Origin of the sequence: Haloarchaeobius iranensis, from assembly GCF_900103505.1 — an archaeon.
GTDB lineage: Archaea > Halobacteriota > Halobacteria > Halobacteriales > Natrialbaceae > Haloarchaeobius > Haloarchaeobius iranensis.
On record NZ_FNIA01000002.1, the window covers coordinates 146,946 to 169,885 of the forward strand.

The following is a 22,940-nucleotide window of genomic DNA, read 5'->3' on the forward strand; positions in this document are numbered from 1 at the left end:
CGGCTACTAAATGCTTACCCACTGTCGTGGACGCGTTCGTGGCAGATGGGACAGAGGGCGACCACGTTGTGGACGTGTCGGTGGCCGCTCGCTGCGGTGGAGACGACGGCGTGGAGGTGCAACACGTCACCGACGACGAGCGCCTCCCGGACCCCACAGCCCCGGCAGCGGGCGTCGTCGCGCTCGACCACGGCCGCACGGTCCACCGGGAGACCGTCGCAGTCGGCCCGGGAGCCACCGGTTGTCCGGTCGGCCGTACAGCCCTCACAGAGGCTGATGGCGTTCCGCTCGCCGTCACCGCCCGTGACGACGGCTCGCTCGCGGGCCCCATCGTCCCCGCAGTTCCGGCAGGTTCCCGGCGACAGTGCCGGTTCGTGTCTGCGTCCGATACCGCCCGCTTCGGCGACCGCTCGGGCCGCCGAGTCGACGTTCAGCGACGCGAGCTTCGTTACTCGTTCTCTCGCACCCATCGAGTTTTATTCCATCACCTACTGACTTAATTATTTCCATGAATAACGTAACGAAGGGAAGCCCGGTTCCGGGTTCAGAGCGGCGCGACGAGGTCGTCGAGCGCGGCTCGTGGGTCGTCGGCCTTCGCGACACCCGAAGCGAGCAGGACGCCGGTCGCGCCGAGGTCGGACGCCGCCACGAGGTCCTCGCCGGTCGAGATGCCCGCACCGCAGAACACGTCGACGGCGGGGTCGACCGCCGCCGCGGCCGCGACGGCGTCCTCGACGATGTCCGGGTCGGCCTGGCTGACGGGTGTCCCGGTGCCGATGAGCTCCGGCGGCTCTACCGCGACGGCGTCGGGACCCAGCGCCGCGGCCGCGCCGACCTGCGCCGGGTTGTTGGCACAGACGACCGTCTCCAGCCCGGCGCGCTCGGCCGCGCGGACGGAGCCGTCGAGGTCGGCGAGCTTCACGCGGTACTCGGAGTGATTGACGAGGGTGCCCGCCGCGCCTGCGTCCGCGACGGTCTCGGCGAGCGTGTGGCCGGTCTGGCTCCCGGGCTCGACGGGGTCGACGTGCTGGCTCCAGGTCTCGACGCCGGTCTCCGAGACCGCTTCGAGGTGGGCCGCCTGCGGTGCGACGGCGATACGGACGCCGCTGTCGTCGGCCGCGTTCGCCGCCGCGGTCGCGACCGCCACGGGGTCACACGGGTACGCCTTCAGGTTGACGAGGACGAACATACCGAAACCGGGTTCCGCTGCCACCAAAAGCGTGTCTCTTCGTGTAACGCTGCTGTTGGGGGCCGTCACAGTCCTCGCTCACACGAGACCGCGACGCCGGGAGAAGAACGCCAGTTCAGTCGTTACAGCAGCCACTCGCCTCCTCGGCGAAGTCGAGGCCGAGCTCGGACGAGATGGTGCTGTTGACACGCTCCAGACGGGCGTCGAGCTCGTTCTGGGCCTCGAGGTACTCCGCCATGACGGGGATGTCGTGGAGCTCCTCCTGGGTCTCCTGGAGCTCTTCGAGGTCCTCCTGGGAGGCCTGTCCGGTCTGGCGCGCGAGCATGAACTCCTGCCGCACCTGCTCGAACTCCTCGATCTTCGCCTGGGCCTCCTCGCTGCCCTCCACGGCCGCCTGTGCCTCGTCGAACCGCTCGTACTCCGGCAGGTCACGCAGCGCGCGACCGAGCTCGCGGGCTCGCTGCTCGACGGAAGCCGTCTCCTCGGTGCTCTCACCGCTTGTCTCGACGCTCATGCCCGTCGCTTGGGAACGGACGTGTTTCAACCTGCCGGAGCACCGACGTTCTCGCAGGATTCCGTGTCTCAAACCCCGTAACCGCAATTTGAACGGTCTGAACGGACGTTGAACGGACTGAGTGGTTGATGTGTTTTCGGACCCGAGTGAAAGCTACGATGTCACGCCGGACCCCGACGGTACTCGTCGTCGCCGAGGAGGAACTGACCCGTGAGCGGTATCGGTCGGCGCTCGAGAACAGCCAGTACGACGTCGTCGCGACGGGCGTGCCCGACGAGGTACTGGCGACCGCGAAACGGGCGTCCGTCGCGGCCGTCGCCGGTCCAGTCGGGAACTGGGCCCAGCGGACGCTGCTCCAGACGCTCACCGAGCGCGCGCCGGGCTGTGCGCTCGTCTCGCTCGGCCGGGAGCACCCTCCGACGGGCCCGCACGACGCCCATCTCGAGGCGCCGGTCGCCCCGGACGACCTCCGCGCGACGGTAGAGCACCTCGCGACGCGTGCTGCCTACTTCGAGCAACTCGACGCATTCGTCGCCGCAGCGCGGCGGGCCGCGGGCACGGACCCCGGTCGGCTCAGGCGGCTCCGCGACGAGGCGCGCCAGCTCCAGGGCTCGTTCGACTCGACGGACTTCGAGGCCGCGTTCCGGCTCGTCGACGCCGTCTGACCGCTTCCCGCCGGTTCTCGCCGCAATCCAGAACCGTCGAAGTTAACCGTCCGTGCCGGCTAATCCGGCCCAATGAGCCAGGAATCGTACTCCGAGGGCGACCTCCGGAACACCGGAATGTCCCTCAAGCACGACCGCGAGTGGGACTACGAACTCGACCGCATCGTCGACGCGGTCGAGGAGCGCGATGCAGACAAGGTCGGCCTCCAGTTCCCAGAGGGCCTGAAACGACGGGGGCCACGGGTCGCCGACGACCTCCGTGAGATCCTTCCGGAGGACGTCACCGTCTGCATCTCCGGGCAGCCCTGCTACGGCGCCTGTGACCTCGACACCTACCTGATGCGCCGGACCGACGTGTTCGTCCACTTCGGGCACTCCCCGATGAAGGAGTCGGACAAGATCATCTACGTCCCGCTGTTCTCCAACGTCGAGGTCCTCCCGAGCGTCGACCGCGCCATCGACGAGGAGCTAGAGGGCGAGGACGTCGGCCTCGTGACCACCGCCCAGCACATGAACCGCTTCGAGGAGATGCGCGAGCACCTCGAGGACGCCGGCTACACCGTCCATACGCGCAAGGGCGACGACCGCCTCACCCACGAGGGGCAGGTGCTCGGTTGCAACTACGCCTCCGCGGACATCGACGCCGACCAGATCCTCTACGTCGGCGGCGGCAAGTTCCACCCGCTCGGGCTCGCGATGGAGCACCCCGACAAGAAGGTCGTCATCGCCGACCCCGTCAACAACGTCCTCACCGTCGCCGACACGGAGAAGTTCATGAAGCAGCGCTACGCCTCCGTCCACAAGGCGATGGACGCCGAGAAGTTCGGCGTCATCTTCTGTACCAAGATCGGCCAGGGTCGCTGGGACCAGGCCGAGGAGATCGTCGACAACAACGACAACGCCTACCTCATCACCATGGACGAGGTCACCCCGGACCGCCTCCGGAACTTCGACATGGACGCCTTCGTCAACACCGGCTGCCCGCGCATCACGACCGACGACGGCCCGCAGTTCCACAAGCCGATGCTCACGCCCCAGGAGTACCGCATCGCCATCGGCGAGGAACCGCTGGACGCCCTGGAGTTCGACACGTTCCACGGGACGTGGTAACGGTAGAAAGTCTTACAGTAGCGCCTCGTGTTGTCGTAGGTGATGGCCAGTAAACGACGTGGGGTTCTCTATCTCATTGGCGGCTCCTTTGTTGCCCTGGCGTCCGGGACAGACGAAGCCGCTCGACTGCTCGCGAGAGGGACTGACGAGTACCTCGCTGCCTCCAAAGGAGCAGACGAGGCTGCTGGTGGCGGAGACGAAGCCGCTTCCGCGGACTCCAGTATCGATGAAGGGATTGAAATCGCGAGACGAGCAGTCAGGAGACAACGGATCGCGCAGGCGCTACGCGACGAGGAGAGTACTGCGTCGTTCACACTACCAGCGGGCTACTTCGCAGGGTTCGAACTCGAACCGGGCGTACAGCACGATCTGGAGTACGAGGTTTCATCACCGTTCGGCCAGGTGGACGTGTTCCTTTTTTCGGAGGCAGCGTTCCAGGCATACGAATCGGGTGGTAACTTCGATAGCCAGACGACCCACCGATTCGTTAGAACTGTCGAAGAGACAGTGAAGCTCGGGGATCGGGAGCGATACTACCTCATTGTGGACAACACATCACTCGGATGGACCGAACCCTCAGAAACCGACCTCGCCGTCGACATAACTGTTCGACTCGGCCACGTACAGTAACGAGTAGCGGCCGTCAAACGAACCATTCCGAAACCTGTAAACGCGCCGGACGACCACGAAGGCACATGGAACTCACCGTCACGGAGAACCTCGAACAGGAACTCCGCGTCGAGATCGCAGGCGAGGACCACACGTTCATGAACGTCCTCAAGGGCGCGCTGCTGGAGACGGAGGGCGTCGCCGCCGCGACCTACGACGTGAACCCCGAGCAGTCGGGTGGACAGACAGAGCCGATCCTCACGGTCAAGACCGAGGACGGCGTCGACCCCATCGACGCGCTCAAGACGGCGGCCCAGCGCGTACAGGAGAAGACCGACGCGTTCCGTAGCGCGTTCGAGCAGGCGGCGTAGTTCTCGCGAGCCGCTGTTCCGTTCTCGCCGCTCGCCACTAGCAGACAGCGTACGCGGCGTAGATTCGCCCGTCCGGGGCGACGTGGATGTCGGTCGCGTGGGCGTCGGTCGCGTCCGCGAGCGTCGCCGAGCCCTCGGTGTTCGAGACGAGGACGTCGAACAGCGCCTGGGCTGCAGCCGACTCTCTCTCGAAGTCGTCGACGGTCGCGCCCTCACTGTCGGTCGAGCCCAGCAGGTAGATCGCGGGCTGGCAGTCCGGCGAGAAGTCACGGAGCCCGCCTCGCACGGAGCCGCCGTCGTAGCTGGTGGCGACCTGACGCTGGTTCGCGAACGTCACCATGTCGGCGAGGGTGTCGTCACGCGAGAGGGCGTCGCCGCCACGCTCTGCCCGGTAGTCGTCGACGCGGTCCAGAATCCCAGACTCCACGTCGGAGAGGTTCAGCCCGCCCGCCTGGTCGGCCGAGCCGGGGGCGTCGACGACGCGCGGGCCGTTCAGCGCCACGTCGAGGTCCTCGGGGAGCGGGACGACGCCCGTCGCGAACAGGGCGACCACGACCGCGACGACGAGGAAGAGCGGGACCAGCGGCTTCGCGAGCTGTGCGTAGCCCGGCACCGCCGTCTCGGCATCGATGTCGCTGTAGTCCGGCCTGCGCTGTTCGAGGTCCATCCCGCCACAGCGGGGACAGGGCGGGTTGTTCTTCGTGGACTGGCGGCCGCACTCCGGGCACACCCAGACGAAGCCGGTGTACTCGCCGTGCTCGCTCCCGCACTCGTCACAGGGGGGTGAGGTCGACCGTGTCCCACACTCGTCGCACTCCCACGCCATCTACCAGTACGTTCGGTCGCGGGGGAAAGTAACTGCCGGTGGGCGAAGCGGAATCAGACCTCGCTGCGCTTGACCAGCGCGTAGACGACGAGGCCGCCGAGGACGACACTGAGATGCACCTCCAGCCCAGCGCGGACGCTCGCAAGACGGCCGCCGGGGAGGACGCCGCCGTAGCCGGTGGTGAGGGTGGTCGCGCCTCCGGTGACGGGTCGGGCCGCGACGGTGTCGGCCGCAACGGCGAGGCCGGGGACCGACCCCCAGCGGGTCACAGTTCGTCGACATGTATCCATACGCCAGGGCGTGGATGAAGGTAGTCACCGGTCGGTACGGGGGGTGTTCGCGGGACGGGTCAGCGCCGCACCGGGACGCCGTGCTCGTCCAGGTACGCCTTGGTCTCCGCGATGGAGTACTCGTCGAAGTGGAAGATGGAGGCGGCGAGCGCGGCGTCCGCCCCGGCGTCGGTGAACACCTCCTCCATGTCCTCGGGGCCGCCACAGCCCGAGGAGGCGATGACGGGCGTGTCGACGGTGTCACAGACGGCCTTCGTCAGCGGGATGTCGTAGCCGTCCTTCGTCCCGTCGGCGTCGATGGAGTTGACGAACAGCTCGCCGGCTCCCCGTTCTGCGGCCTCCTGCGCCCACTCGACCACGTCGCGGCCGGTGCCCTCGCGGCCACCCTTGACGGTGCACTCGAACCAGCACGACTCGCCGTCGACCTGCGCGTAGTGCTCGCCCTGCTCGTCGTAGCGCCGCCGGGCGTCCACGCTGATGACGATGCACTGGTTGCCGAACGAGCGCGCCCCGGCGTTCACCAGCTCGGGGTTCGCCAGCGCGCCGGAGTTGATGGACACCTTGTCCGCGCCCGCCCGCAGCGTCTCCTTGATGTCGTCAGTGGTGCGGATGCCGCCGCCCACGGTCAGCGGGATGAACACCTCGTCGGCGACCGCGCTCACCGTGTCGAGCATCGTCTCGCGGCCCTCCGCAGAGGCCGTGATGTCGAGGAAGACGAACTCGTCCGCGCCCGACTCGTTGTACCGGCGAGCCATCTCGACCGGGTCGCCCGTGTACGCGAGGTCCTCGAAGTTGACGCCCGTGTACACCGCCGCGTTGCCGTCCTCGTCCAGATCCACGTCGATGCAGGGGATGATGCGCTTCGTGAGTCCCATTTCCTACCTCCGGGTTCGTGCGTGGCGGGTTTGACGGTTTCGACGGCGACATCGGTCGTGCTCGTGGTGCCGGCCCGCGCCGTGACCGGTTCGGGAGGTTCGATAGTTTCAGGTAGGACCTCGTACAATCCCCTCGCATGAGCGAGGACACCGACAGCGTCGACGCGGAGCACGACGAGGCCGGACACGACGACCACGGCCACGGCACCGACCACAGCGACGAGGCGCACGCGGGCCGCGTCACCTCGCCGATGCAGGACTTCGAGATGAACCAGGTCACCTTCGGCGCGGTCGTGATGCTCGTCGGCGTCATCGTCACCATCGGGCTGCCGGTGCTGCTGGGCTGAGTCGGTCGCCACCCCCTTCTCGCCCCGCCACGGAGCAACCGTTACGGTCCGGGCCGTCCGACGGTGACGTATGGAAATCGACGGCCTTCACCATCTCGTCCTGCTCGTCGACGACCTCCCCGTCGCCGAGGACTACTACCGCGAGCTGTTCGACCTCGAGAGACGCTTCCGAGAGGGGTACCGCGACGGCGAGCCGGGCACCGTCCCGGACCACCTGACCTGGCCCGAGGCCATCGCGGCGGGTATCGACCCCTCGATGTCGTTCCTCGGGCGCGACGGGTTCTTCCTCGCCGTGGCGGAACCCGACGCCGCGCCGGACGATGGGACCGGCCGGGTGGACCACGTCGCGCTATCGGTCTCCCCCGCGACGTTCGAGGCGGTCGCGGCGCGGGCCGAGGACGCGGGTGCCACCGTCGAGCACAACGCCCACCACCACTGCGCGTTCACCGGCCGCTACGACGTCGAGTGGGAGCTGAACGCGAAGCCACGGCCGCCCGGACGCGCGTTCGCGGAGTTCGACGTTCAGTAGTGCCAGTCGAACTCCGAGAAGTCGGGGTCGCGCTTCTCGACGAACGCGTCGCGGCCCTCCTGGGCCTCGTCGGTCATGTACGCCAGCCGGGTCGCCTCGCCCGCGAACGTCTGCTGGCCGACCATGCCGTCGTCGGTCATGTTGAACGCGTACTTGAGCATCCGCATCGCGGTGGGTGACTTCGAGTTCATCTCCTCGGCCCATTCCAGGGCGACCTCCTCCAGTTCGTCGTGGGGCACCACCTCGTTCACCATGCCCATGTCGGCCGCTTCCTGTGCGTCGTAGGTCTTCCCGAGGAAGAAGATCTCGCGGGCCTTCTTCTGGCCCACCTGCTTGGCGAGGTAGGCGGAGCCGAAGCCGCCGTCGAAGCTCGCCACGTCCGGGTCCGTCTGCTTGAACCGCCCGTGCTCCTCGCTCGCGATGGTCATGTCACAGACCACGTGCAGGGAGTGCCCGCCGCCGACGGCCCAGCCCGGCACCACGCAGAGCACCGGCTTCGGGATGTGCCGGATGAGGCGCTGCACCTCCAGAATGTGCAGGCGGCCACCCGTCGCCGCGCTCTCCCGGTCGGCGTCCTCGTCGCGGTACTCGTAGCCCTCGCCGCCGCGCACCGTCTGGTCCCCGCCCGAACAGAACGCCCAGCCGCCGTCCTTCGAGGACGGGCCGTTCCCGGTGAGGAGAACACAGCCAACGTCCGTCTGTCGCTTCGCGTGGTCCAGCGCGTCGTACAGCTCGTCCACCGTCCCGGGCCGGAAGGCGTTTCGCACGTCCGGGCGGTCGAACGCGATGCGGACCGTGCCGGACTCCGTCGCCCGGTGGTAGGTGATGTCGCGATAGTCGCGGTCGATAGCCTCCCACCGCGCGGGGTCGAACAGTTCCGAAACCATGCACGGGGGTGGGGTCGGCCCCCGGAAATAGATTCGCTTCCGTGGTCGTCCGTATCGAAGTCGGCGGTAGCTGGGGTCAGTTCCTGTGAGACGGAGGGCGACCCTGTCGAGGGAAAACCGCCGGCGACAGTCGGAACCGGAACGTCCCACCGACCCCACCCCCACCGCGACCCTCCCCAGCCGATTCGCTCACCGCTGCAGCGCTCCGGGTCGCTCAGCCACCGCGAGAGCAGGCGATCGGCCGCTTCGTCGCCGACGAGGGTCGCAACGACCCTACCCACCCGAGTCGGACCGTGCGGCCGGCACGTTCCTCCCCCACGGAACCCCCGACAGCAGGAACTGTTTTGGGCGTGCCGACCCAACGTGCACCAACTTCGGGTCCCCAAGACCGCATGACGGAGACGTTCTACGACGTCCTCGGCGTCGGCACCGACGCCACGCAGGACGAGATAACGGCGGCCTATCGCGAGCGGGTCAAGGAGACGCATCCGGACCTGAACGACAGCGCGGACGCGGCCGACGAGTTCCAGCGCGTCGCCGAGGCGGAGGAGGTGCTCTCGGACCCGGACGAGCGCGCCCGCTACGACCGGCTGGGCCACGGCACGTACCAGCGGATGTTCGGCGACGCGGCCGGCTGGGGACGGCCGCGAGACGAGGACGGGACCGACGAGGAGCAGGGCCGGGAACGGGCGACTGACGACGACCGGCGGAGCTGGGCCGGCGACAGGTACGGGAACCGGAACCGCCGGCAGGAGTACCCCGGCTCGGACCGCGAGGCCGCGAGCGAGGGGAACCGGACGAGTCGGAGCTACTACGTCGGCGACAACTCGGGCGGCGGGTCGGGCACGGGCAGCGGCGGGGGGACCACCTCCGCGTCGACCGACGGCGGCGCGAACGCGGCCTCGTCGTTCGAGGGCGCGGCCCGACGGACGACGCGCGGCCAGGGCGAGCACGTCGCCGCCGACGAGGACGACGAGTGGGACGGGTTCTCCGTCCACGACTGGGACGAGGAGGAGCTCGAACAGGAGCCGGTGCGGGTCAGCCTCTCCCAGCAGTCGATGGTGCTCGCCGCACTGACGTTCCTGATGTACCCGTTCCTGGCGTACGTCACCGTCTCGCCACAGCTGAACCTGTTCGTCAACGTGATAATCGGCGGATGCACGCTGTTGCTGCTGGGCTACCTGCTGACGATTCCGCGCGTCGCCGTGGTTGGCTTCGGCGCGCTGAGCGTCGGGCTCCCGCTCGTGCTCGCGTTCGTCGGCGTGAACCTGCTCGCGCCGATGAGCGTGTTCCTCGTCGGCGCGTGCGTCGTCCCGTTCTGGTACGCGATGGCGTTCAAGCACGTCGTCGGCTGAGCGTCAGAGCCGGTCGGCGACCGAGTCCGCGAACCGCTCGCGAGCCCGGTGGCTGGCGTCGGCGTCGAACGGCACCTCGATGACCTGCGTGCCGTCCATCGCGAGCGACGCCCGGTAGGCGTCCCCGAACTCGTCGGCCGGGACCCGCTGGAAGGAGAGGTCGTACAGCTCGCCGGTCGCCGCGAAGTCCAGCCCGTGGGGCGTGACGAACTGGTCGGTGAAGGGTGGGTCGAACGCCTCGATGGGGAGCAGGTGGAAGATGCCGCCCCCGTCGTTGTTCACGCAGACGATGGTGGCGTCGACGCCACAGCGCGCCAGCGCGAGCAGCCCGTTCATGTCGTGGTAGTACGCGAGATCGCCGGTCAGGAGGACGAGCTGCTCGTCGGTCGCACTCCCGGCGCCGAACGCCGTCGAGAGCACGCCGTCGATGCCGCTCGCGCCCCGGTTCGCCAGCACCGTGAGGTCGGCCGCTCGCGGTTCGCCGAAGCGGTCGGCGTCCCGCACCGCCATCGAGTTCGAGACGAAGACGGTCGCCGGGTCCGGTGCCTCGGCGAGCACGCGGTGGGCGACCGCCCCCTCCGGCGTCTCGTCGGTGAGGAACTCCTCGACGTGCGCCCAGTACCGGGCCTCGGCGTCGGCCAGGCGGTCGGCGAACCGAGAATCTCCGGGCCCCGCCACGGCCGCCGCCAGCGAGCGCGCCGTCCCCGTCGGGTCGGCGACGACGAGGTCCGAGCAGACGAACTCGGCGTCGCGCCACTCGCCCATCGGGTCGACGAGCACCTGCCGCGCGTCGGTGTCCGCGAGTGCCCTCCGGAGTGGCTTCGAGGTCGCCGACGCGCCGAACCGGAGGACGATGTCGGGGTCGAGGTCGAGGTCGAGCGCGTGGACGTAGCCGTCGTAGCCGCCGAGCACGGTCGCGTCCCCCGGGCGCTCGCCGAAGCGGACCCCCGAGAGCGGGTCCGCGAGCACCGGGAAGTTCGTCGCGGCCGCGAGCTCCCCGACGGCCGCGGGCCAGTCGTCGTCCGCGAGCGTCGTCGGGTCGGCGGGCCCCGCGAGTATCAGGCCCGTGTCGGCCGCCTCGATTGCGCTCGCGAGGTCCGCCAGCGCCGCGTCGGCGAGTGCGGGACGGCCCTGCTGCCGACGGACGTAGGGTCCGTCGCCCCGGCCGGCCGCCGCCTGCTCGTCGCCCGCGTGCCAGTCCGCGGGCACGTCGCCGGCGACCGGCGTCGGCTCAAGCGGCTTGCGGAACGGGCAGTTCAGGTGGACCGGTCCGGCGTCGCTCCCCGTCGCCTCGGCGAGCGCCCGGGCCGCGTCCGTGCGGAGGCGACGGAGCTTCCGTGGCGTCGGCTCCGGCTCGGGCAGGTCGCGGTACCAGCGCACCGCACTCCCGTAGAGCTTCTCCTGGTCGACTGTCTGGTTCGCCCCGGAATCTCGCAGCTCCGGTGGGCGGTCGGCGGTCAGCGCGAGCAGCGGCACGCGCGCCTGGTTCGCCTCGATGACGGCGGGATGGAAGTTCGCCGCCGCAGTGCCGGAGGTACAGACGAGCGCGGTCGGTTCGCCCGTCCGGCGGCCACGGCCGAGCGCGAAGAAGGCGGCCGAGCGCTCGTCGAGATGGGAGAACGTCTCCACGTCGTCGTGGGCGTCGAAGGCGACGGTGAGGGGGGTCGAGCGGCTCCCGGGCGCGATGCACGCCGTGGTGAGCCCGCCGGCGGCGAGCTCGTCGACGAGCGTCTCGGCCCAGAGGACGTTCCGGTTCGGGTACTCAGACACGGCCTGGTCACTCGAGTTCGTCGAGGAGCGGTCGGTACTTCAGCTGGACCTCGTCCCACTCCTCCTGCGGGTCGGAGTCCGCGACGATACCGTTGCCGGCGAACAGCGTGGCGCTGCGACCGCCAGCCAGCCCGGAGCGGATGCCGACGAGGAACTCCCCGTCGCCGTCCGCGTCGAACCAGCCGATGGGGGCGGCGTACCAGCCGCGCTCGAACGTCTCGACGTCGCGGATGGTCTCCGCCGCCACGTCGGGCGGGAGCCCGCCCACGGCTGGGGTCGGGTGCAGCGAGCCGACGATGTCGAGCACGTGCGTCTCGCGGTCGAGGTCGGCCGTGATGGGCGTCCGCAGGTGCTGGATGTTCGCCAGCTTCCGCACCGTCTGCTCGCCCTCGGAGACCTCGCCGAGTGGCGCGAGCTGCTCGCAGATGGCGTCGACGACGAGGCGCTGCTCGTGCTGAATCTTCTCCGACTCGACGAGGTCGGCGGCGAGGTCGGCGTCGGCCTCCGGCGTGCCCCCGCGACCGACCGACCCCGCCAGCGCCTCGGTCTCCATCCGTCGGCCGGTGCGCTTGACCAGGCGCTCCGGCGGTGCGCCCAGGAAGCCCGCCTCCTCGGTCGGCTGGAAGAGGAAGCGATAGCAGTTCGGGTAGGTCCGTCGCAGCCGTTCGAGCACGTCCGGGAGGTCGACCTCGCCCGCGAGGTCCACCTCCAGCGCGCATGCGAGCACAACCTTCTGCAGGTCGCCGGCCTCGATTCGCTCGACGGCGTCGGCGACCTGTGCGGTCCAGTCCTCCTTGGGGGTCGGGCGGCGCACCTCCGTCACGCCCGGCTGACTCCCCGCGGGGCGCATCTTCGGCAGGTCGGCGACGGCCTCGACCGCGCGGTCGAGGTCGCTCGCGACGTCGTCCGGGTCCGCACCCGGCTCGTAGCGGTTCACGGTCAGCCACGTCCCGTCGTCGGTCCGCGTCAACTGGACCTCGGGGAGGACGAACTCCGCGGCGGGGAAGCCGGTCCACGGCGGGTCGGGCTCGTGGTCGTCGAGGAACGCGAACCCTCCGACGAGTCTGGGACGTGGCGCGTCCGAGTTGGTGCAGTCGGCGTCGGCGAACAGCCCCTCGGCGGCGCTCCGGACCGACTCGAACCGGTCGGACCCGCTCGCCGTGAGCCGGGCGGCGACGCCCGCGCCGGCCAGCTCCAGCCCCTCGTGGCTGGCCCACTGGAGGCGCGGCGGGTCGCGGGCCGCGAGGAACGCCCGAAAGGAGACGTCCGGGATGGGACGGCTCCGACTCACGAGTGTCGCGTCCTCGCGCGTCGCCGGTGGGACGCTCGGCTCGCTACCCACTCGTTCCATTGCCCCCATCTCAGGGGTCGGTCGTATAAAGGGTGTTCATTGCAACGCAGCTAGCTGTACCGCTCCTCGTTCCAGGGGTTCGCGGTGTTCGAGTAGCCCCGACGCTCCCAGTAGCCGCGCTCGGGTTCGGTGAGGAACTCGACGCCGCAGACCCACTTCGCGCCCTTGTAGGCGTACTTGTGGGGCGTGACGACCCGGAGGGGGCCGCCGTGGTCCGGCGGGAGGTCCCCGCCGTCGAACTGCCAGGTGAACAGCACCTCGTCGCGCATGCACTCCGAAAGCGGCAGGTTCGTCGTGTAGTCGTCCAGCGCGGAGAACATGACGTGGGTGGCGTCGTCGTGGACGCCGGCGCGCTCGGCGAGTTCGGTGAAGGGGACGCCGGTGAACTCGCAGTCGAACTTCGACCAGCCGGTGACGCAGTGGAAGTCCTGGCGCTGTGTCTCGCTCGGGAGGGCGCGGAACTCGTCGTAGTCGAAGGTGAGCTCGTTCTCGACCGCGCCGGTGACGCGGAACTCCCACGTGTCGGGGTCGAACTTCGGGGTGTTCCCCTTCGAGAGCACGGGGAACTTCGAGGTCTCGCGCTGACCCGGTGGGAGGCGGTCCTCGCCGAACTCCTCGTAGAGGTCCGTGACGTCGGTGACGCTCATACCACTCCCTCGGTGGCGCGAAACCGTAGGGGTGACGGAACGGCCTCGGCGACGACCCGGCGGCACCGACACGGCGGCGGAACCGCCCGACAGCTGTCCCGTCACCCACCCTCGAAACGACCGGTCGTGCACCGGATTCGTCGTCCCCGTCAGGCTTAAATACCACATCACCGAAGCCCCTACCACTGATGCCAAAGGTCGAAATCAACATCCCCGAACACCTCGAGATGCAGATCACACAGATGGTAGAGCGCGGGGAGTTCGTGAACCGCGAGGAGGCCATCGAGGATCTCATCTCGACCGGGATCAAGGCCTACAAGACCAGTGGGCCGATCGACGACGACGAGCCCGGTGGTGGCGGCGGCTACGAGGACGACGGGATGATGGGCCACGAAGACGAGTACGTCTTCTGACCGAGCCGCGGGTGTGTTGAACGGGGGTCGTTGTTCGACAGTCACCCCGAGCGACCGCGCTCGCCGGAAGTCGGCGGACTTTTAGGCCGTGCCTCGACACTCCGTCTCGATGAGCGACGGGGCTCACGCACGCACGCTCGCCCTCGTAGCGACTGGCGGGTTCGCCGGGGCAAACGCCCGGTGGGGCGTCGACGTCGCGCTCGCGGGTCTTCCGACCGGGCTCGCCGGCACCCTCGTCGCCAACGTGGCCGGCTGTGTGCTGCTCGGCTTCCTCGTCTCGCTCGACCGCGACCGGGTCCCGCGCCGGGTCCGCCTCGCCGTCGGCACCGGCTTCCTCTCCTCGTTCACCACGTACAGCACCTTCGTCGTCGGGACCGCGACCAGCGTCCCGACCGTCGCCGTCGGCTACGTCGTCGCGACGTACGCGTTCGGGTTCGCGGGTGTCGGCGTCGGCCGGCTGGCGGCGGGCCGGGTCGAGTCACGGAGGGCGTCTGCGTGACCCTCCCGGCACCGCTGCTCGTCGGCGTCGGCGGCGCGGTCGGCGCGGTCGGTCGCCAGCTCGTCTCGGTCGCCCTCACGCGACGCCAGGAGGCGGTGCCACGCGGCACGTTCGTGGTGAACGTCGTCGGGAGCTTCGTCCTCGCCGCCCTCACCGCCAGCGCTCCGGGCGGCGACATCGCTCTGCTCGTCGGGACGGGGGCCTGCGGCGCGTTCACCACGTTCTCGTCGTTCGGCGTCGCGACGGTGGACCGGCTCGAACGCGGACGCTGGCTGGCGGCGGCGCTCAACGGCGTCGGGACGCTCGCGGCCTGTCTGCTCGCGGTCGCGGTCGGCTGGGGCGTCGGCCTCGCGCTCTAGAGGAACACGAACGCGACGCCGAACACGCCCATCGTCACGAGCAGGCGGCCGACGCTACCGGCGAACGTCGCCAGCGCGAACTTCTTGTAGTCACGTTCGAGCACCGCGAAGGCGTAGATGGAGATGGTGTCCGGGAAGAACGGCACCGAAAGCGCCATCGCCAGCCCGACGTAGCCGTACTTCCGGGCGAGTTCGACGGACGTCTTCTCGGACCACTCGACGATGTTGAACCGTGAGCGACGGAGGAACCGGACGATTGGCCCGGCCTCCTTCGCCTCCTGGCCGATGTGGAACGCGAACACGCTGCCGGCGGCCTTTCCGAGGCCGCTGACGACGATGACGACGGCGTACTCCAGCGAGGTCGGCAGCCCGAGCGCGAGCGTCCCGGTCTGGACGGGTGCGAGGACGACCTCGCTCGGGAGCGGGAGCACGAACGCGATGAGGAAGGAGTAGACGGCGATGATTGCGAGCCCGATGACACCCGACGCGTTCCGGACCGCGTCAGCGAGCCCGGCGAACTCGGGGAGGACCGACGAGAACGGGAGCCAGAGGTCGACCGACACGAGCACGTCGAGGAGGGCGAGCGACGGGGTCGAGACGGGGGTCACTACCAGCGCCTGGGCCGTCCGCGAACCTAAGTGTTGATGTTCGCAGTGGCCTGCAGCCGGTCGACGTCCGCGACGAACGAATCGAGTATCTCGCGGGTGACGTGGGGCATGCAGACGACGCGGAGCTTGCCGTCCGCGGTGCGGGAGACCCGCCAGCCCGCCTCGCGGAGCGACGCGAACAGCTCCTCCGACACCGGGACGGCGACCAGCGGGAGCTCCGGCTCGACCACGTCGAACCCGCGCTCCGCGAGGGCGTCGGCGACCCACTCGGCGTTGCCCTGTGCGCGCTCGTACTGCTCGCGGTAGCCGTCGGGCCAGCACTCCGCCATCACCGCCGCCGCGCTCGCGACACCCGCGCCGGAGCGGGTGCCCGTGAGCGTCGCCTGTTTCGCGGACTCGAGGTACGGCGTGTCGACGGCGAGTGCGTCGAACAGCTCGCCGTCGCGGGCGACCAGCCCGCCCGCCGGGATGGCCGCCGCGCCCATCTTGTGCGGGTCGATGGTCATCGTGTCGACGTCCGCGTGGCCGAAGTGCCACTCGTGGTCGGTGAACGGGAGGATGAACCCGCCCCAGGCCGCGTCGACGTGGCACAGCGCGCCGACGTCGTTCGCGAGGTCGGCGAGCTCGGGGATGGGGTCGACCCGGCCGTACTCCGTCGTCCCGGCCACCCCGACGACGAGTGCGGTGTCCTCGTCGCAGAACCGACGCATAGCACCCACGTCGGCGGTCCAGTCGTCCGTGAGCGGGGCGACCCGGAGCTCCACCGAGAGCACGTCCGCAGCCTTCTGGAAGGAGAAGTGCGCGCTCTCCGGGACGACCACGTTCGGGGTGCTCGACACCGCGCGGTTCCTGGCGATGCGCACCGCCTGGATGTTCGCCTCGGTGCCGCCGCTCGCGATGTAGCCCGCGGGGTCGTCGAGGCCGACGATCTCGCCGAGCCCGGCGATGGCCTCGTCCTCCAGTTCGGCGACGGACTGGTACGTCGCGGGGTCGCCGGGGTTCGTCGCGAGGAAGCGTTCTGCGGCCTCGCGCGCGACCGGGTGTGGCTCCGTGCACATCGAGGAGAGAACCCGGTCGAACTCCTGTGGCTGGCCGCGCATGCCTCTATCTTCGGGTTGTGGAATTTAGGGGTTGCGTTCCCGGGCGATTTCCGGCGGCCGCACCGGTCGTCCGATAGATTCAATGATAGCAACCCGGAACTCGGACTGAGACGATGAGTCCATTCGACAGCGTCCTGCGCCGCTTCGAGGCCGTCGAGGCAGCCTGCAACGAGCGACTGCCGGAGTCACTGAAAGTCGGGTTCCTCACGCTGTACGCGTTCACGACGCGCGGTGAACCGCTCGTCGACCGGGTCGCCGAACGGGGGCCGTGGCGGCGGTGGCACGACCTCGGCGTCGGCGTGCTCGTCGCCTGCGGCCTCGGCGCGGTCGGCGCGGTCGGCTGGGTCGCCGTCGTTGCGCTGACGACCGACGTGGAGTCCACCGCCGCGAACGACCCGAACAACATGGTCGCCATCCCCGGCGTTAACGAGTTCATGCCGCTCGCGGCAGCGGGCTACGTCGTCCTCGGTCTGCTCGTCGCCACGCTCGTCCACGAGGGCGGCCACGCGATATCGCTCCGCGTCGACGACCTCCCCATCGACGAGATGGGCGTCGCGCTGCTGTTCGGGGTGCTGCCCCTCGCGGCGTACGTCAAGCCGACGGCGGCGGTCGAGGACGCACCAGCTCGTGCCAGGCTCCGGCTGTTCGCCGCCGGTGTCGCCAACAACGTCGCCGTCACACTGCTCGTGCTGCTCGGATTCGTCGTCGTCGGCCCCGACACCATCGTCGACGCCTACCTCGTCTACTTCGGCTGGCTGTACACACCCGCCGCGCCGCCGACGGCCGCCGACGTGGCGACGCTCGGTGTCGTCGGCAACACGCTGTTCTGGGTGGGCTTCCTGAACGCGAACCTCGCACTGTTCAACGCGCTGCCGATCTGGCCGCTCGACGGCGGGAAGGTGTTCAGAATCGTCGTCGCGGAGACGGTCGGCGACGGGGCGGATGCGCCCCGGTCGGTGGTGGTCACCGCGAGCGCCCTGACCGCCGCCGTCGTCCTGCTCGCGCTGTTCGGCCCCTCGCTCTAGCGGACGGAGTCGAGGATGAGCTTCTGCTCGGTGCGCTTGACCTCGTGTTGCACATCACGGACGGCGTCGATGTTCGCCGAGATGCTGGAGATGCCGGTGTTGACGAGGTGCTGGACCATCTGGGGCTTGGAGCCGGCCTGCCCGCAGATGCTCGTCGCCACGTCGTGCTCGCGGCAGGTCTCGATGGTCTGGCTGATGAGTTCGAGGATGGCCGGGTGGAGCTCGTCGAACCGGTCGGCGACGTTCTCGTTGTTCCGGTCCACCGCGAGGGTGTACTGCGTGAGGTCGTTCGTCCCGAAGGAGGCGAAGTCGATGCCCGCCTCGGCCATCTCGCCCACGGAGAGTGCGGCCGCCGGCGTCTCGACCATCACGCCCCACCGGCGCTTCGTCGGGTCGACGCCCGCCTCCTCCATCAGCGAGCGGACCTGGAGTACGTCCTCGGCGTCGTTGACGAGCGGGATCATGATCTCGACGTTGTCGTACCCCATCGAGAACAGGCGACGGAACGCCTCCAGTTCGTGCTTGAACAGCTCCGGCCGGTCGAGGCTCCGGCGGACGCCGCGGTAGCCGAGCATCGGGTTGTGCTCCTCGGGCTCGTCCTCGCCGCCGTCGAGCTGTCGGAACTCGTCGGTCGGCGCGTCGAGCGTGCGCACCCGGACCGGGCGCGGGTAGAACTCCTCGGCGACGCGCTGGACGCCGTCGATTATCTCGTCGATGTACGCCTCCTCGCCGTGGTCCTCGATGTAGCGCTCGGGGGTCTTGTTCGTCGAGAGGATCATGTGCTCCATGCGGAGCAGGCCGACGCCGTCGGCACCGGTCGCGGCTGCGCGTTCGGCGGCCTCCGGGATGGAGACGTTGACCTTCACCTCGGTCGCGGTCATCGGCTTCACCGGGGCCTGCGGGCGCACCTCCTCGACGGGTTCGCGCTCCTCGTCGGTCTGGGTCTCGCCCTCGCGGATGGTCCCCTTGTCGCCGTCGAGTGTTATCGTCTGGCCGTCCTCGAGCGTCGTTGTGGCATCGCCCGCGCCGACGACCGCCGGGACGCCGAGCTCGCGCGAGACGATGGCGGCGTGGCTCGTCATCCCACCCTCGTCGGTGACGATGGCGGCGGCACGGCGCATCGCGGGCACCATGTCCGGCGTCGTCATCTCGGTGACGATGATGTCGCCCTCCTCGACCTTGTCGAGCTGGTCGAGCTTCTTGACGATTCGGGCGCGGCCGGAGGCGATACCGGGGCTCGAACCCAGGCCGCGGACGAGCACGTCGTCGCTCCCGCCGCCGTCGGTCGCGCTCGCCTCGCCCGGCGTGTCGCTGCCGATGTCGGGGTCGACGCGCGTCTCGTCGGCCTCGCCGACGTCGCCCTCCGCGATGGTGGTGATGGGGCGGGACTGGAGCATGTACACGTCGCCGTCGACGATGGCCCACTCCACGTCCTGGGGCGTCTCGTAGTGGTCCTCGACGGTGGTTCCGAGCTCGCGGAGAGCCGCGAGTTCGTCGTCCGAGAGGACCCGCGCCTCGCGCTGGTCGTCCTGCACGTCGACCTCGGTCGTCTTCCCGGTCTCGGGGTCCTTGATCATCTTGACCTTCTTGTCGGCGACAGTCACCTCCTCGACCTCGCCGGACTCGCGGTCGAGGTGGTAGTTGTCGGGGGAGACGCTGCCGGAGACGACGGCCTCGCCGAGTCCCCACGCGGCCTCGATTATCATCGTCGCCGCACCCGTCGAGGGGTGGCTGGTGAACATCACGCCGGACTTCTCGGCGTCGACCATCTGCTGGACGACGACCGCGATGTTCACGTCGTCGTGGGCGAACCCCTGCTGGGTCCGGTAGTAGATGGCGCGCTGGGTGAACAGCGACGCCCAGCACTCGCGGACGCGCTCGAGCAGGTCCTCCTCGGTGATGTTGAGGAACGTCTCCTGCTGGCCCGCGAAGGAGGCGTCGGGGAGGTCCTCCGCGGTCGCCGAGGAGCGCACCGCGACGAACGCGTCGCCGTCGCCCACCTCGCTGTAGGCCTCGAGGATCTCCTCGCGCAGTTCGTCGGGGAACTCGCTCCCCAGGATGAGTTCGCTCGCGCGCGCCTCCGCTTCGGCGAGCGCCTCGCTGTCGTCGACGTCGACGTCGACCGCCTCGAACAGTTCCTCGTCGATGCCAGCCGCCTCGATGAACTCCCGGTACGTCTCAGCCGTGACGACGAACCCGGGTGGGACGGGGAGCCCTGCACCTGTGAGTTCGCCCAGGGACGCCCCTTTGCCACCGACCGATTCCAGGTCGTCGGCGCGGATGTCGTCCAGCCAGAGTACTGCCATTCGTATGCGGAGACACCTTGGCACCGGTAAAGAAGATTCCGGGAACAGGCGGCCGATTCTGACTCGGTGTCGAGTGAACGTTCGGCTGGGCGGGCAAGTGTTGCCAGCCCCGCCTCGACTGCGACGGCCGGGCCGTGCGGGCCCACCCGAGCCGAACGGCGGGTGCCGGGCCGAACGCCTGACGGAACCGACAACACCCGGCGCGTGCACTCCCCGCCGACGCCGGAAAGAGCCGTCCGGACCCGAAAGAAATAGCCACCCGGGCGTCGACTGCCCGACCATGGAGTACGAGAAGCCGCTGTTCTTCGAGATCATGTCGTACGCGGTCCACGCCGACCGCGACGTGGTCGACATGGTCAGCGGGAACCCCGACTGGGAGCCCCCGCAGTCGCTCCGGGACGGCCTGCGCGAGTACGCCGACTTCGACCAGTCCGAGTTCCAGTACGCGCCCTCGGAGGGGCTGCGCGACCTGCGCGAGGAGATCGCCGCGCGCCGGGGCGTCGACGAGTCACAGATCGTCGTCACGAACGGGGGCGGCGAGGCGAACTACCTCGCGATGGCCCGCGCGCTCGAACGCGGTGCCGGCGACGAGATCATCCTCACCGATCCGGTCTACCCCTACTACCCCGGGAAGACCTCGATGCTCGGCGGCACGCAGCGGTTCGTCCCGACCGACGACGACGGCACGCTCGACCCCGCTGCCGTCCGCGCGGCCGCCAGCGACGACACCGCCTGCATCGTCGTCAACTCGCCGAACAACCCGACCGGCGCGGTGTATCCCGAGGAGACGGTCCGCGAGCTCGTCGCCATCGCGGAGGCCCACGACGCCATCCTCGTCAGCGACGAGGTGTACGACCACTACGACCGCTCCGGCCGCTTCTCGAGCGCGCTGTCGGTCGACTCCGACCACCGCATCGTCACGAACTCCTTCTCGAAGACGTTCGCCATCACCGGCTTCCGGGTCGGCTACGCCGTCTTCCCCGAGCAGCACGTCGAGGCCGCGAAGGCACGGCACATGCTCGTCAACGTCGCAACCACGCGCCCCGGCCAGCACGCCGTCCTCCACGCGCTCCGGAACACCGACCCGGCGTACCACGAGGCCAACCGCCAGCTGCTCGCCGAGCGGGTCGACACCTTCACCGACGCGCTCGACGAGGCCGGCGCGGAGTACACCGACCCCGACGGCGCGTTCTACGTCATGGCCCGGTTCGACGGCTACCCCGGCACCGTCGCCAACACGAAGGCACTCATCGACGACGCCGGCGTCGCGGGCATGCCCGGCGAGGCCTTCGGCGACGCGTTCGACGACTGGTTCCGGTTCGCGCTCGTCACGCCACGGGTCGAGGCGGCCGCCGACCGGCTCGCCGAACGGTTCGGGTGAGTCTCCCCCGGCCGGCTGGAGTGAGGAGGCTATTGTCGTGTTCTACCCACAGTTCGCCTCGGAGTAGAACGACGACAGCCGACCGTCCTCCTCCACGAACGCGTAGTAGTTCTTCGAACAGTCGGACGCCGTGAAATCCGGTGAGAGCCGTTCCTCGCCGCCATCTTCCAACGCCGCCTCGATCGTGTACTCCGCGGGCTCGGTTTCGAAGTCGTCGTACGAGAACCGACTTTCGGAGCCGTTCCCCGCTGGTGCCAGCGTCGCTTCCGTATCGAGGACCATCTCGTCGTTCCGTTCGACGGTGACACTGACGACGTGTTCGTCGGCGTCTTCGTTGGTGAGGCCGACCGAGGAGACGACGCCGAGCTGGTCGGGGTCCGGAGAACGATTGGACGACAGGCAGCCAGCGAGAGACAACGTGGTACTGGCACAGACGAACTGGAGGTAGGCCCGACGTTGCATGCTCATCTGTCCAGAACGGTTATCGACAGATATTATTTCTGATAGACCCGCCGATGGTATTTCGAAGGTCGTGCAATCCACTCTGAAAGCGGGGGTCCACTGGAGTGGAACCGTCCCGGGCGTCTCGTGAGGCCCCTTCATCTCTCTGCCGCCGACCCACAACCGATAGCGGGACCGATTAGTACACAAGTCGTCGGGCGATATCCCCGGCCATGAGCGACATCAGCGTCGACCCGGTCGACGAGGTCGAGGACGCCGACGACGCACCGGACCCCCAGGACGAGTCCCAGCACCCGGCCGACGGCATCGCGGTCGACGCGGTGGACGAGAATCTCGACGAGGCGACGACGGACGCGCTGGACGGCGTCGACGCCCCCGAGTACGTCCTCTACGGCGGGAAGGGCGGCGTCGGGAAGACGACGATGGCGGCCGCGACGGGCCTCGCGAGCGCGGCCGACGGCACCCGGACGCTCGTCGTGTCGACGGACCCGGCGCACTCGCTGTCGGACACGTTCGAGACCGACATCCCGTCCGAGCCGACGCGCATCCGCGAGGACATCCCGCTGTTCGCCGCCGAGATCGACCCCGAGCAGGCGATGGAGGAGGGCGCGGCACTGTTCGGCGGTGCGGGCGGCGACGGCACCGACCCCTTCGCTGACGACTCCGGGACCGGCGGGGCTGGTCCCATGGCCGGCGACGACGCGATGGGCCAGGGCCCGATGGGCGGCCTCGGCGACATGCTCGGCGACGACGGCGAGGACCCGATGAGCTCGATGCTGGGCGGCGCGATGCCCGGGGCGGACGAGGCCGCCGCCATGCAGCTCTTCCTGGAGTACCTCGACGACCCGCGCTTCGACCGCGTCGTCGTCGACACCGCGCCGACGGGCCACACGCTCCGGCTGCTCGAACTCCCGGAGGTCATGGACACGATGGTCGGCCGCATCGCCAAGATGCGGGAGCGGCTCAGTGGCCTGATGGGCGGGCTCGGCGGGATGTTCGGTGGCGACGACGGCGCGGACCAGCAGTCGCCGGACCTCGACGAGCTGGCCGACCGCATCGAGCGCCTGCGTGCCGTGCTGCAGGACCCCGCACAGACCGACTTCCGCATCGTCATGGTGCCCGAGGAGATGAGCGTCTTCGAGTCCCGCCGGCTGCGCGCCCAGCTCGAGGAGTTCGAGATTCCCGTCGGGACCGTCGTCGTCAACCGGGTGATGGAGGACCTCGCAGACGTGACCGATTCCGTCGAGGCCGACGAGTTCGTGAAGCCGAACCTCGCCGACTGCGAGTTCTGCCAGCGCCGCTGGGACGTCCAGCAGTCCGCGCTGGCGGAGGCACAGGAGCTGTTCCGGGGAACCGACGTGCGCCGGGTCCCGCTGTTCGCGGACGAGGTCAGGGGCGAACGGATGCTCCGGATCGTGGCCGCCTGTCTCGACTGACAGGGCGCTTCGACCG

At 69.3% G+C, this 22,940-nt stretch carries 27 protein-coding genes; 13 read left to right on the top strand and 14 right to left on the bottom strand.

Annotated elements, in window-relative coordinates:
• Positions 1-14 precede the first annotated feature (14 nt).
• The 3 genes from BLT27_RS02195 to BLT27_RS02205 form a co-directional block, all read right to left on the bottom strand.
• On the bottom strand, positions 15-470 hold the full coding sequence (locus tag BLT27_RS02195) for an HNH endonuclease (protein WP_089731393.1): 456 nt from the start codon (positions 468-470) through the stop codon (positions 15-17).
• Positions 471-544: 74 nt separating this feature from the next.
• Positions 545-1,189: a triose-phosphate isomerase gene (tpiA, locus tag BLT27_RS02200; protein WP_089731394.1), complete on the bottom strand. Its 645-nt coding sequence runs from the start codon at positions 1,187-1,189 to the stop codon at positions 545-547.
• A gap of 115 nt (positions 1,190-1,304) precedes the next feature.
• Positions 1,305-1,703 carry a YlbF/YmcA family competence regulator gene (locus tag BLT27_RS02205; RefSeq protein WP_089731395.1) on the bottom strand — a complete coding sequence of 133 codons (399 nt, stop codon included), beginning with the start codon at positions 1,701-1,703 and terminating at the stop codon, positions 1,305-1,307.
• 158 nt (positions 1,704-1,861) lie between these two features.
• On the opposite strand from BLT27_RS02205, the gene BLT27_RS02210 reads away from it, so the two are divergent.
• From BLT27_RS02210 to BLT27_RS02225, 4 genes are all read left to right on the top strand, one after another.
• The gene (locus BLT27_RS02210) at positions 1,862-2,368 is read left to right on the top strand and encodes a hypothetical protein (protein ID WP_089731396.1); all 507 of its coding nucleotides are present in this window, start codon (positions 1,862-1,864) and stop codon (positions 2,366-2,368) included.
• A 72-nt stretch (positions 2,369-2,440) separates the two neighbouring features.
• Complete coding sequence (gene dph2, locus BLT27_RS02215) at positions 2,441-3,478, top strand: diphthamide biosynthesis enzyme Dph2 (RefSeq protein WP_089731397.1); 1,038 nt, start codon at positions 2,441-2,443, stop codon at positions 3,476-3,478.
• A gap of 42 nt (positions 3,479-3,520) precedes the next feature.
• Complete coding sequence (locus BLT27_RS02220) at positions 3,521-4,108, top strand: hypothetical protein (protein WP_089731398.1); 588 nt, start codon at positions 3,521-3,523, stop codon at positions 4,106-4,108.
• Positions 4,109-4,173: 65 nt separating this feature from the next.
• Positions 4,174-4,458 carry a DNA-directed RNA polymerase subunit L gene (locus BLT27_RS02225; RefSeq protein ID WP_089731399.1) on the top strand — a complete coding sequence of 95 codons (285 nt, stop codon included), beginning with the start codon at positions 4,174-4,176 and terminating at the stop codon, positions 4,456-4,458.
• 37 nt (positions 4,459-4,495) lie between these two features.
• Here the strand turns inward: BLT27_RS02225 and BLT27_RS02230 are convergent, their stop codons facing one another.
• The 3 genes from BLT27_RS02230 to hisF form a co-directional block, all read right to left on the bottom strand.
• Entirely contained in the window at positions 4,496-5,284 is a 789-nt protein-coding gene (locus BLT27_RS02230; protein WP_089731400.1) for a hypothetical protein, read from the bottom strand.
• Positions 5,285-5,337: 53 nt separating this feature from the next.
• Positions 5,338-5,553: a hypothetical protein gene (locus BLT27_RS02235; protein WP_089731401.1), complete on the bottom strand. Its 216-nt coding sequence runs from the start codon at positions 5,551-5,553 to the stop codon at positions 5,338-5,340.
• Positions 5,554-5,633: 80 nt separating this feature from the next.
• The gene (gene hisF, locus BLT27_RS02240; RefSeq protein WP_089731402.1) at positions 5,634-6,449 is read right to left on the bottom strand and encodes an imidazole glycerol phosphate synthase subunit HisF; all 816 of its coding nucleotides are present in this window, start codon (positions 6,447-6,449) and stop codon (positions 5,634-5,636) included.
• Positions 6,450-6,586: 137 nt separating this feature from the next.
• Here hisF and BLT27_RS02245 point away from each other — a divergent pair, with 137 nt between their 5' ends.
• Positions 6,587-6,796: a DUF7550 family protein gene (locus BLT27_RS02245; protein WP_089731403.1), complete on the top strand. Its 210-nt coding sequence runs from the start codon at positions 6,587-6,589 to the stop codon at positions 6,794-6,796.
• A gap of 70 nt (positions 6,797-6,866) precedes the next feature.
• A complete protein-coding gene (locus tag BLT27_RS02250; protein WP_089731404.1) occupies positions 6,867-7,325 on the top strand; it encodes a VOC family protein in 459 nt (152 codons plus the stop codon).
• On the opposite strand, the gene BLT27_RS02255 is transcribed toward BLT27_RS02250, so the two are convergent.
• Entirely contained in the window at positions 7,319-8,212 is an 894-nt protein-coding gene (locus tag BLT27_RS02255) for a 1,4-dihydroxy-2-naphthoyl-CoA synthase (protein ID WP_089731405.1), read from the bottom strand. The genes BLT27_RS02250 and BLT27_RS02255 overlap by 7 nt on opposite strands.
• 392 nt (positions 8,213-8,604) lie before the next feature.
• Between BLT27_RS02255 and BLT27_RS02260 the strand changes: the two genes are divergently transcribed.
• Complete coding sequence (locus BLT27_RS02260; RefSeq protein WP_089731406.1) at positions 8,605-9,567, top strand: DnaJ domain-containing protein; 963 nt, start codon at positions 8,605-8,607, stop codon at positions 9,565-9,567.
• Positions 9,568-9,570: 3 nt separating this feature from the next.
• Here BLT27_RS02260 and menD read toward each other — a convergent pair whose 3' ends face one another.
• From menD to BLT27_RS02275, 3 genes are read right to left on the bottom strand one after another with little or no spacing between them, the layout of a single operon-like run.
• Positions 9,571-11,337: a 2-succinyl-5-enolpyruvyl-6-hydroxy-3-cyclohexene-1-carboxylic-acid synthase gene (menD, locus tag BLT27_RS02265; protein ID WP_089731407.1), complete on the bottom strand. Its 1,767-nt coding sequence runs from the start codon at positions 11,335-11,337 to the stop codon at positions 9,571-9,573.
• Between the two features lie 7 nt (positions 11,338-11,344).
• Positions 11,345-12,688, bottom strand: coding sequence for an isochorismate synthase (locus tag BLT27_RS02270; RefSeq protein ID WP_217639081.1), 1,344 nt, complete (start codon positions 12,686-12,688; stop codon positions 11,345-11,347).
• A 50-nt stretch (positions 12,689-12,738) separates the two neighbouring features.
• Positions 12,739-13,335, bottom strand: a complete 597-nt coding sequence (locus tag BLT27_RS02275; RefSeq protein ID WP_089731409.1) for a sulfite oxidase-like oxidoreductase — start codon at positions 13,333-13,335, stop codon at positions 12,739-12,741.
• Positions 13,336-13,523: 188 nt separating this feature from the next.
• Here BLT27_RS02275 and BLT27_RS02280 point away from each other — a divergent pair, with 188 nt between their 5' ends.
• The 3 genes from BLT27_RS02280 (at position 13,524) to crcB (ending at position 14,606) form a co-directional block, all read left to right on the top strand.
• Complete coding sequence (locus BLT27_RS02280; protein ID WP_089731410.1) at positions 13,524-13,748, top strand: ribbon-helix-helix domain-containing protein; 225 nt, start codon at positions 13,524-13,526, stop codon at positions 13,746-13,748.
• A gap of 109 nt (positions 13,749-13,857) precedes the next feature.
• On the top strand, positions 13,858-14,247 hold the full coding sequence (locus BLT27_RS02285; protein ID WP_089731411.1) for a fluoride efflux transporter FluC: 390 nt from the start codon (positions 13,858-13,860) through the stop codon (positions 14,245-14,247).
• Complete coding sequence (crcB, locus tag BLT27_RS02290) at positions 14,244-14,606, top strand: fluoride efflux transporter CrcB (protein WP_089731412.1); 363 nt, start codon at positions 14,244-14,246, stop codon at positions 14,604-14,606. Before BLT27_RS02285 ends, crcB begins: the two co-directional genes overlap by 4 nt.
• Here crcB and BLT27_RS02295 read toward each other — a convergent pair.
• Complete coding sequence (locus BLT27_RS02295; protein WP_089731513.1) at positions 14,603-15,175, bottom strand: YqaA family protein; 573 nt, start codon at positions 15,173-15,175, stop codon at positions 14,603-14,605. The two genes, crcB and BLT27_RS02295, sit on opposite strands and share 4 nt — an antisense overlap.
• Positions 15,176-15,240: 65 nt before the next feature.
• Positions 15,241-16,314: a tyrosine decarboxylase MfnA gene (gene mfnA / locus BLT27_RS02300; protein WP_089731413.1), complete on the bottom strand. Its 1,074-nt coding sequence runs from the start codon at positions 16,312-16,314 to the stop codon at positions 15,241-15,243.
• Positions 16,315-16,427: 113 nt separating this feature from the next.
• Between mfnA and BLT27_RS02305 the strand changes: the two genes are divergently transcribed.
• Positions 16,428-17,339 carry a site-2 protease family protein gene (locus BLT27_RS02305; RefSeq protein ID WP_089731414.1) on the top strand — a complete coding sequence of 304 codons (912 nt, stop codon included), beginning with the start codon at positions 16,428-16,430 and terminating at the stop codon, positions 17,337-17,339.
• Here the strand turns inward: BLT27_RS02305 and ppsA are convergent.
• On the bottom strand, positions 17,336-19,645 hold the full coding sequence (gene ppsA, locus BLT27_RS02310) for a phosphoenolpyruvate synthase (protein ID WP_089731415.1): 2,310 nt from the start codon (positions 19,643-19,645) through the stop codon (positions 17,336-17,338). The two genes, BLT27_RS02305 and ppsA, sit on opposite strands and share 4 nt — an antisense overlap.
• A 280-nt stretch (positions 19,646-19,925) precedes the next feature.
• Between ppsA and BLT27_RS02315 the strand changes: the two genes are divergently transcribed.
• Positions 19,926-21,026, top strand: a complete 1,101-nt coding sequence (locus BLT27_RS02315; RefSeq protein WP_089731416.1) for a pyridoxal phosphate-dependent aminotransferase — start codon at positions 19,926-19,928, stop codon at positions 21,024-21,026.
• Positions 21,027-21,068: 42 nt separating this feature from the next.
• Here the strand turns inward: BLT27_RS02315 and BLT27_RS02320 are convergent, their stop codons facing one another.
• Positions 21,069-21,494 (bottom strand): hypothetical protein, encoded by a 426-nt coding sequence (locus tag BLT27_RS02320; RefSeq protein WP_089731417.1) that lies wholly within the window; start codon positions 21,492-21,494, stop codon positions 21,069-21,071.
• Between the two features lie 206 nt (positions 21,495-21,700).
• Here BLT27_RS02320 and BLT27_RS02325 point away from each other — a divergent pair, with 206 nt between their 5' ends.
• The gene (locus tag BLT27_RS02325; protein WP_089731418.1) at positions 21,701-22,924 is read left to right on the top strand and encodes an ArsA family ATPase; all 1,224 of its coding nucleotides are present in this window, start codon (positions 21,701-21,703) and stop codon (positions 22,922-22,924) included.
• The last annotated feature ends 16 nt before the right edge of the window (positions 22,925-22,940 follow it).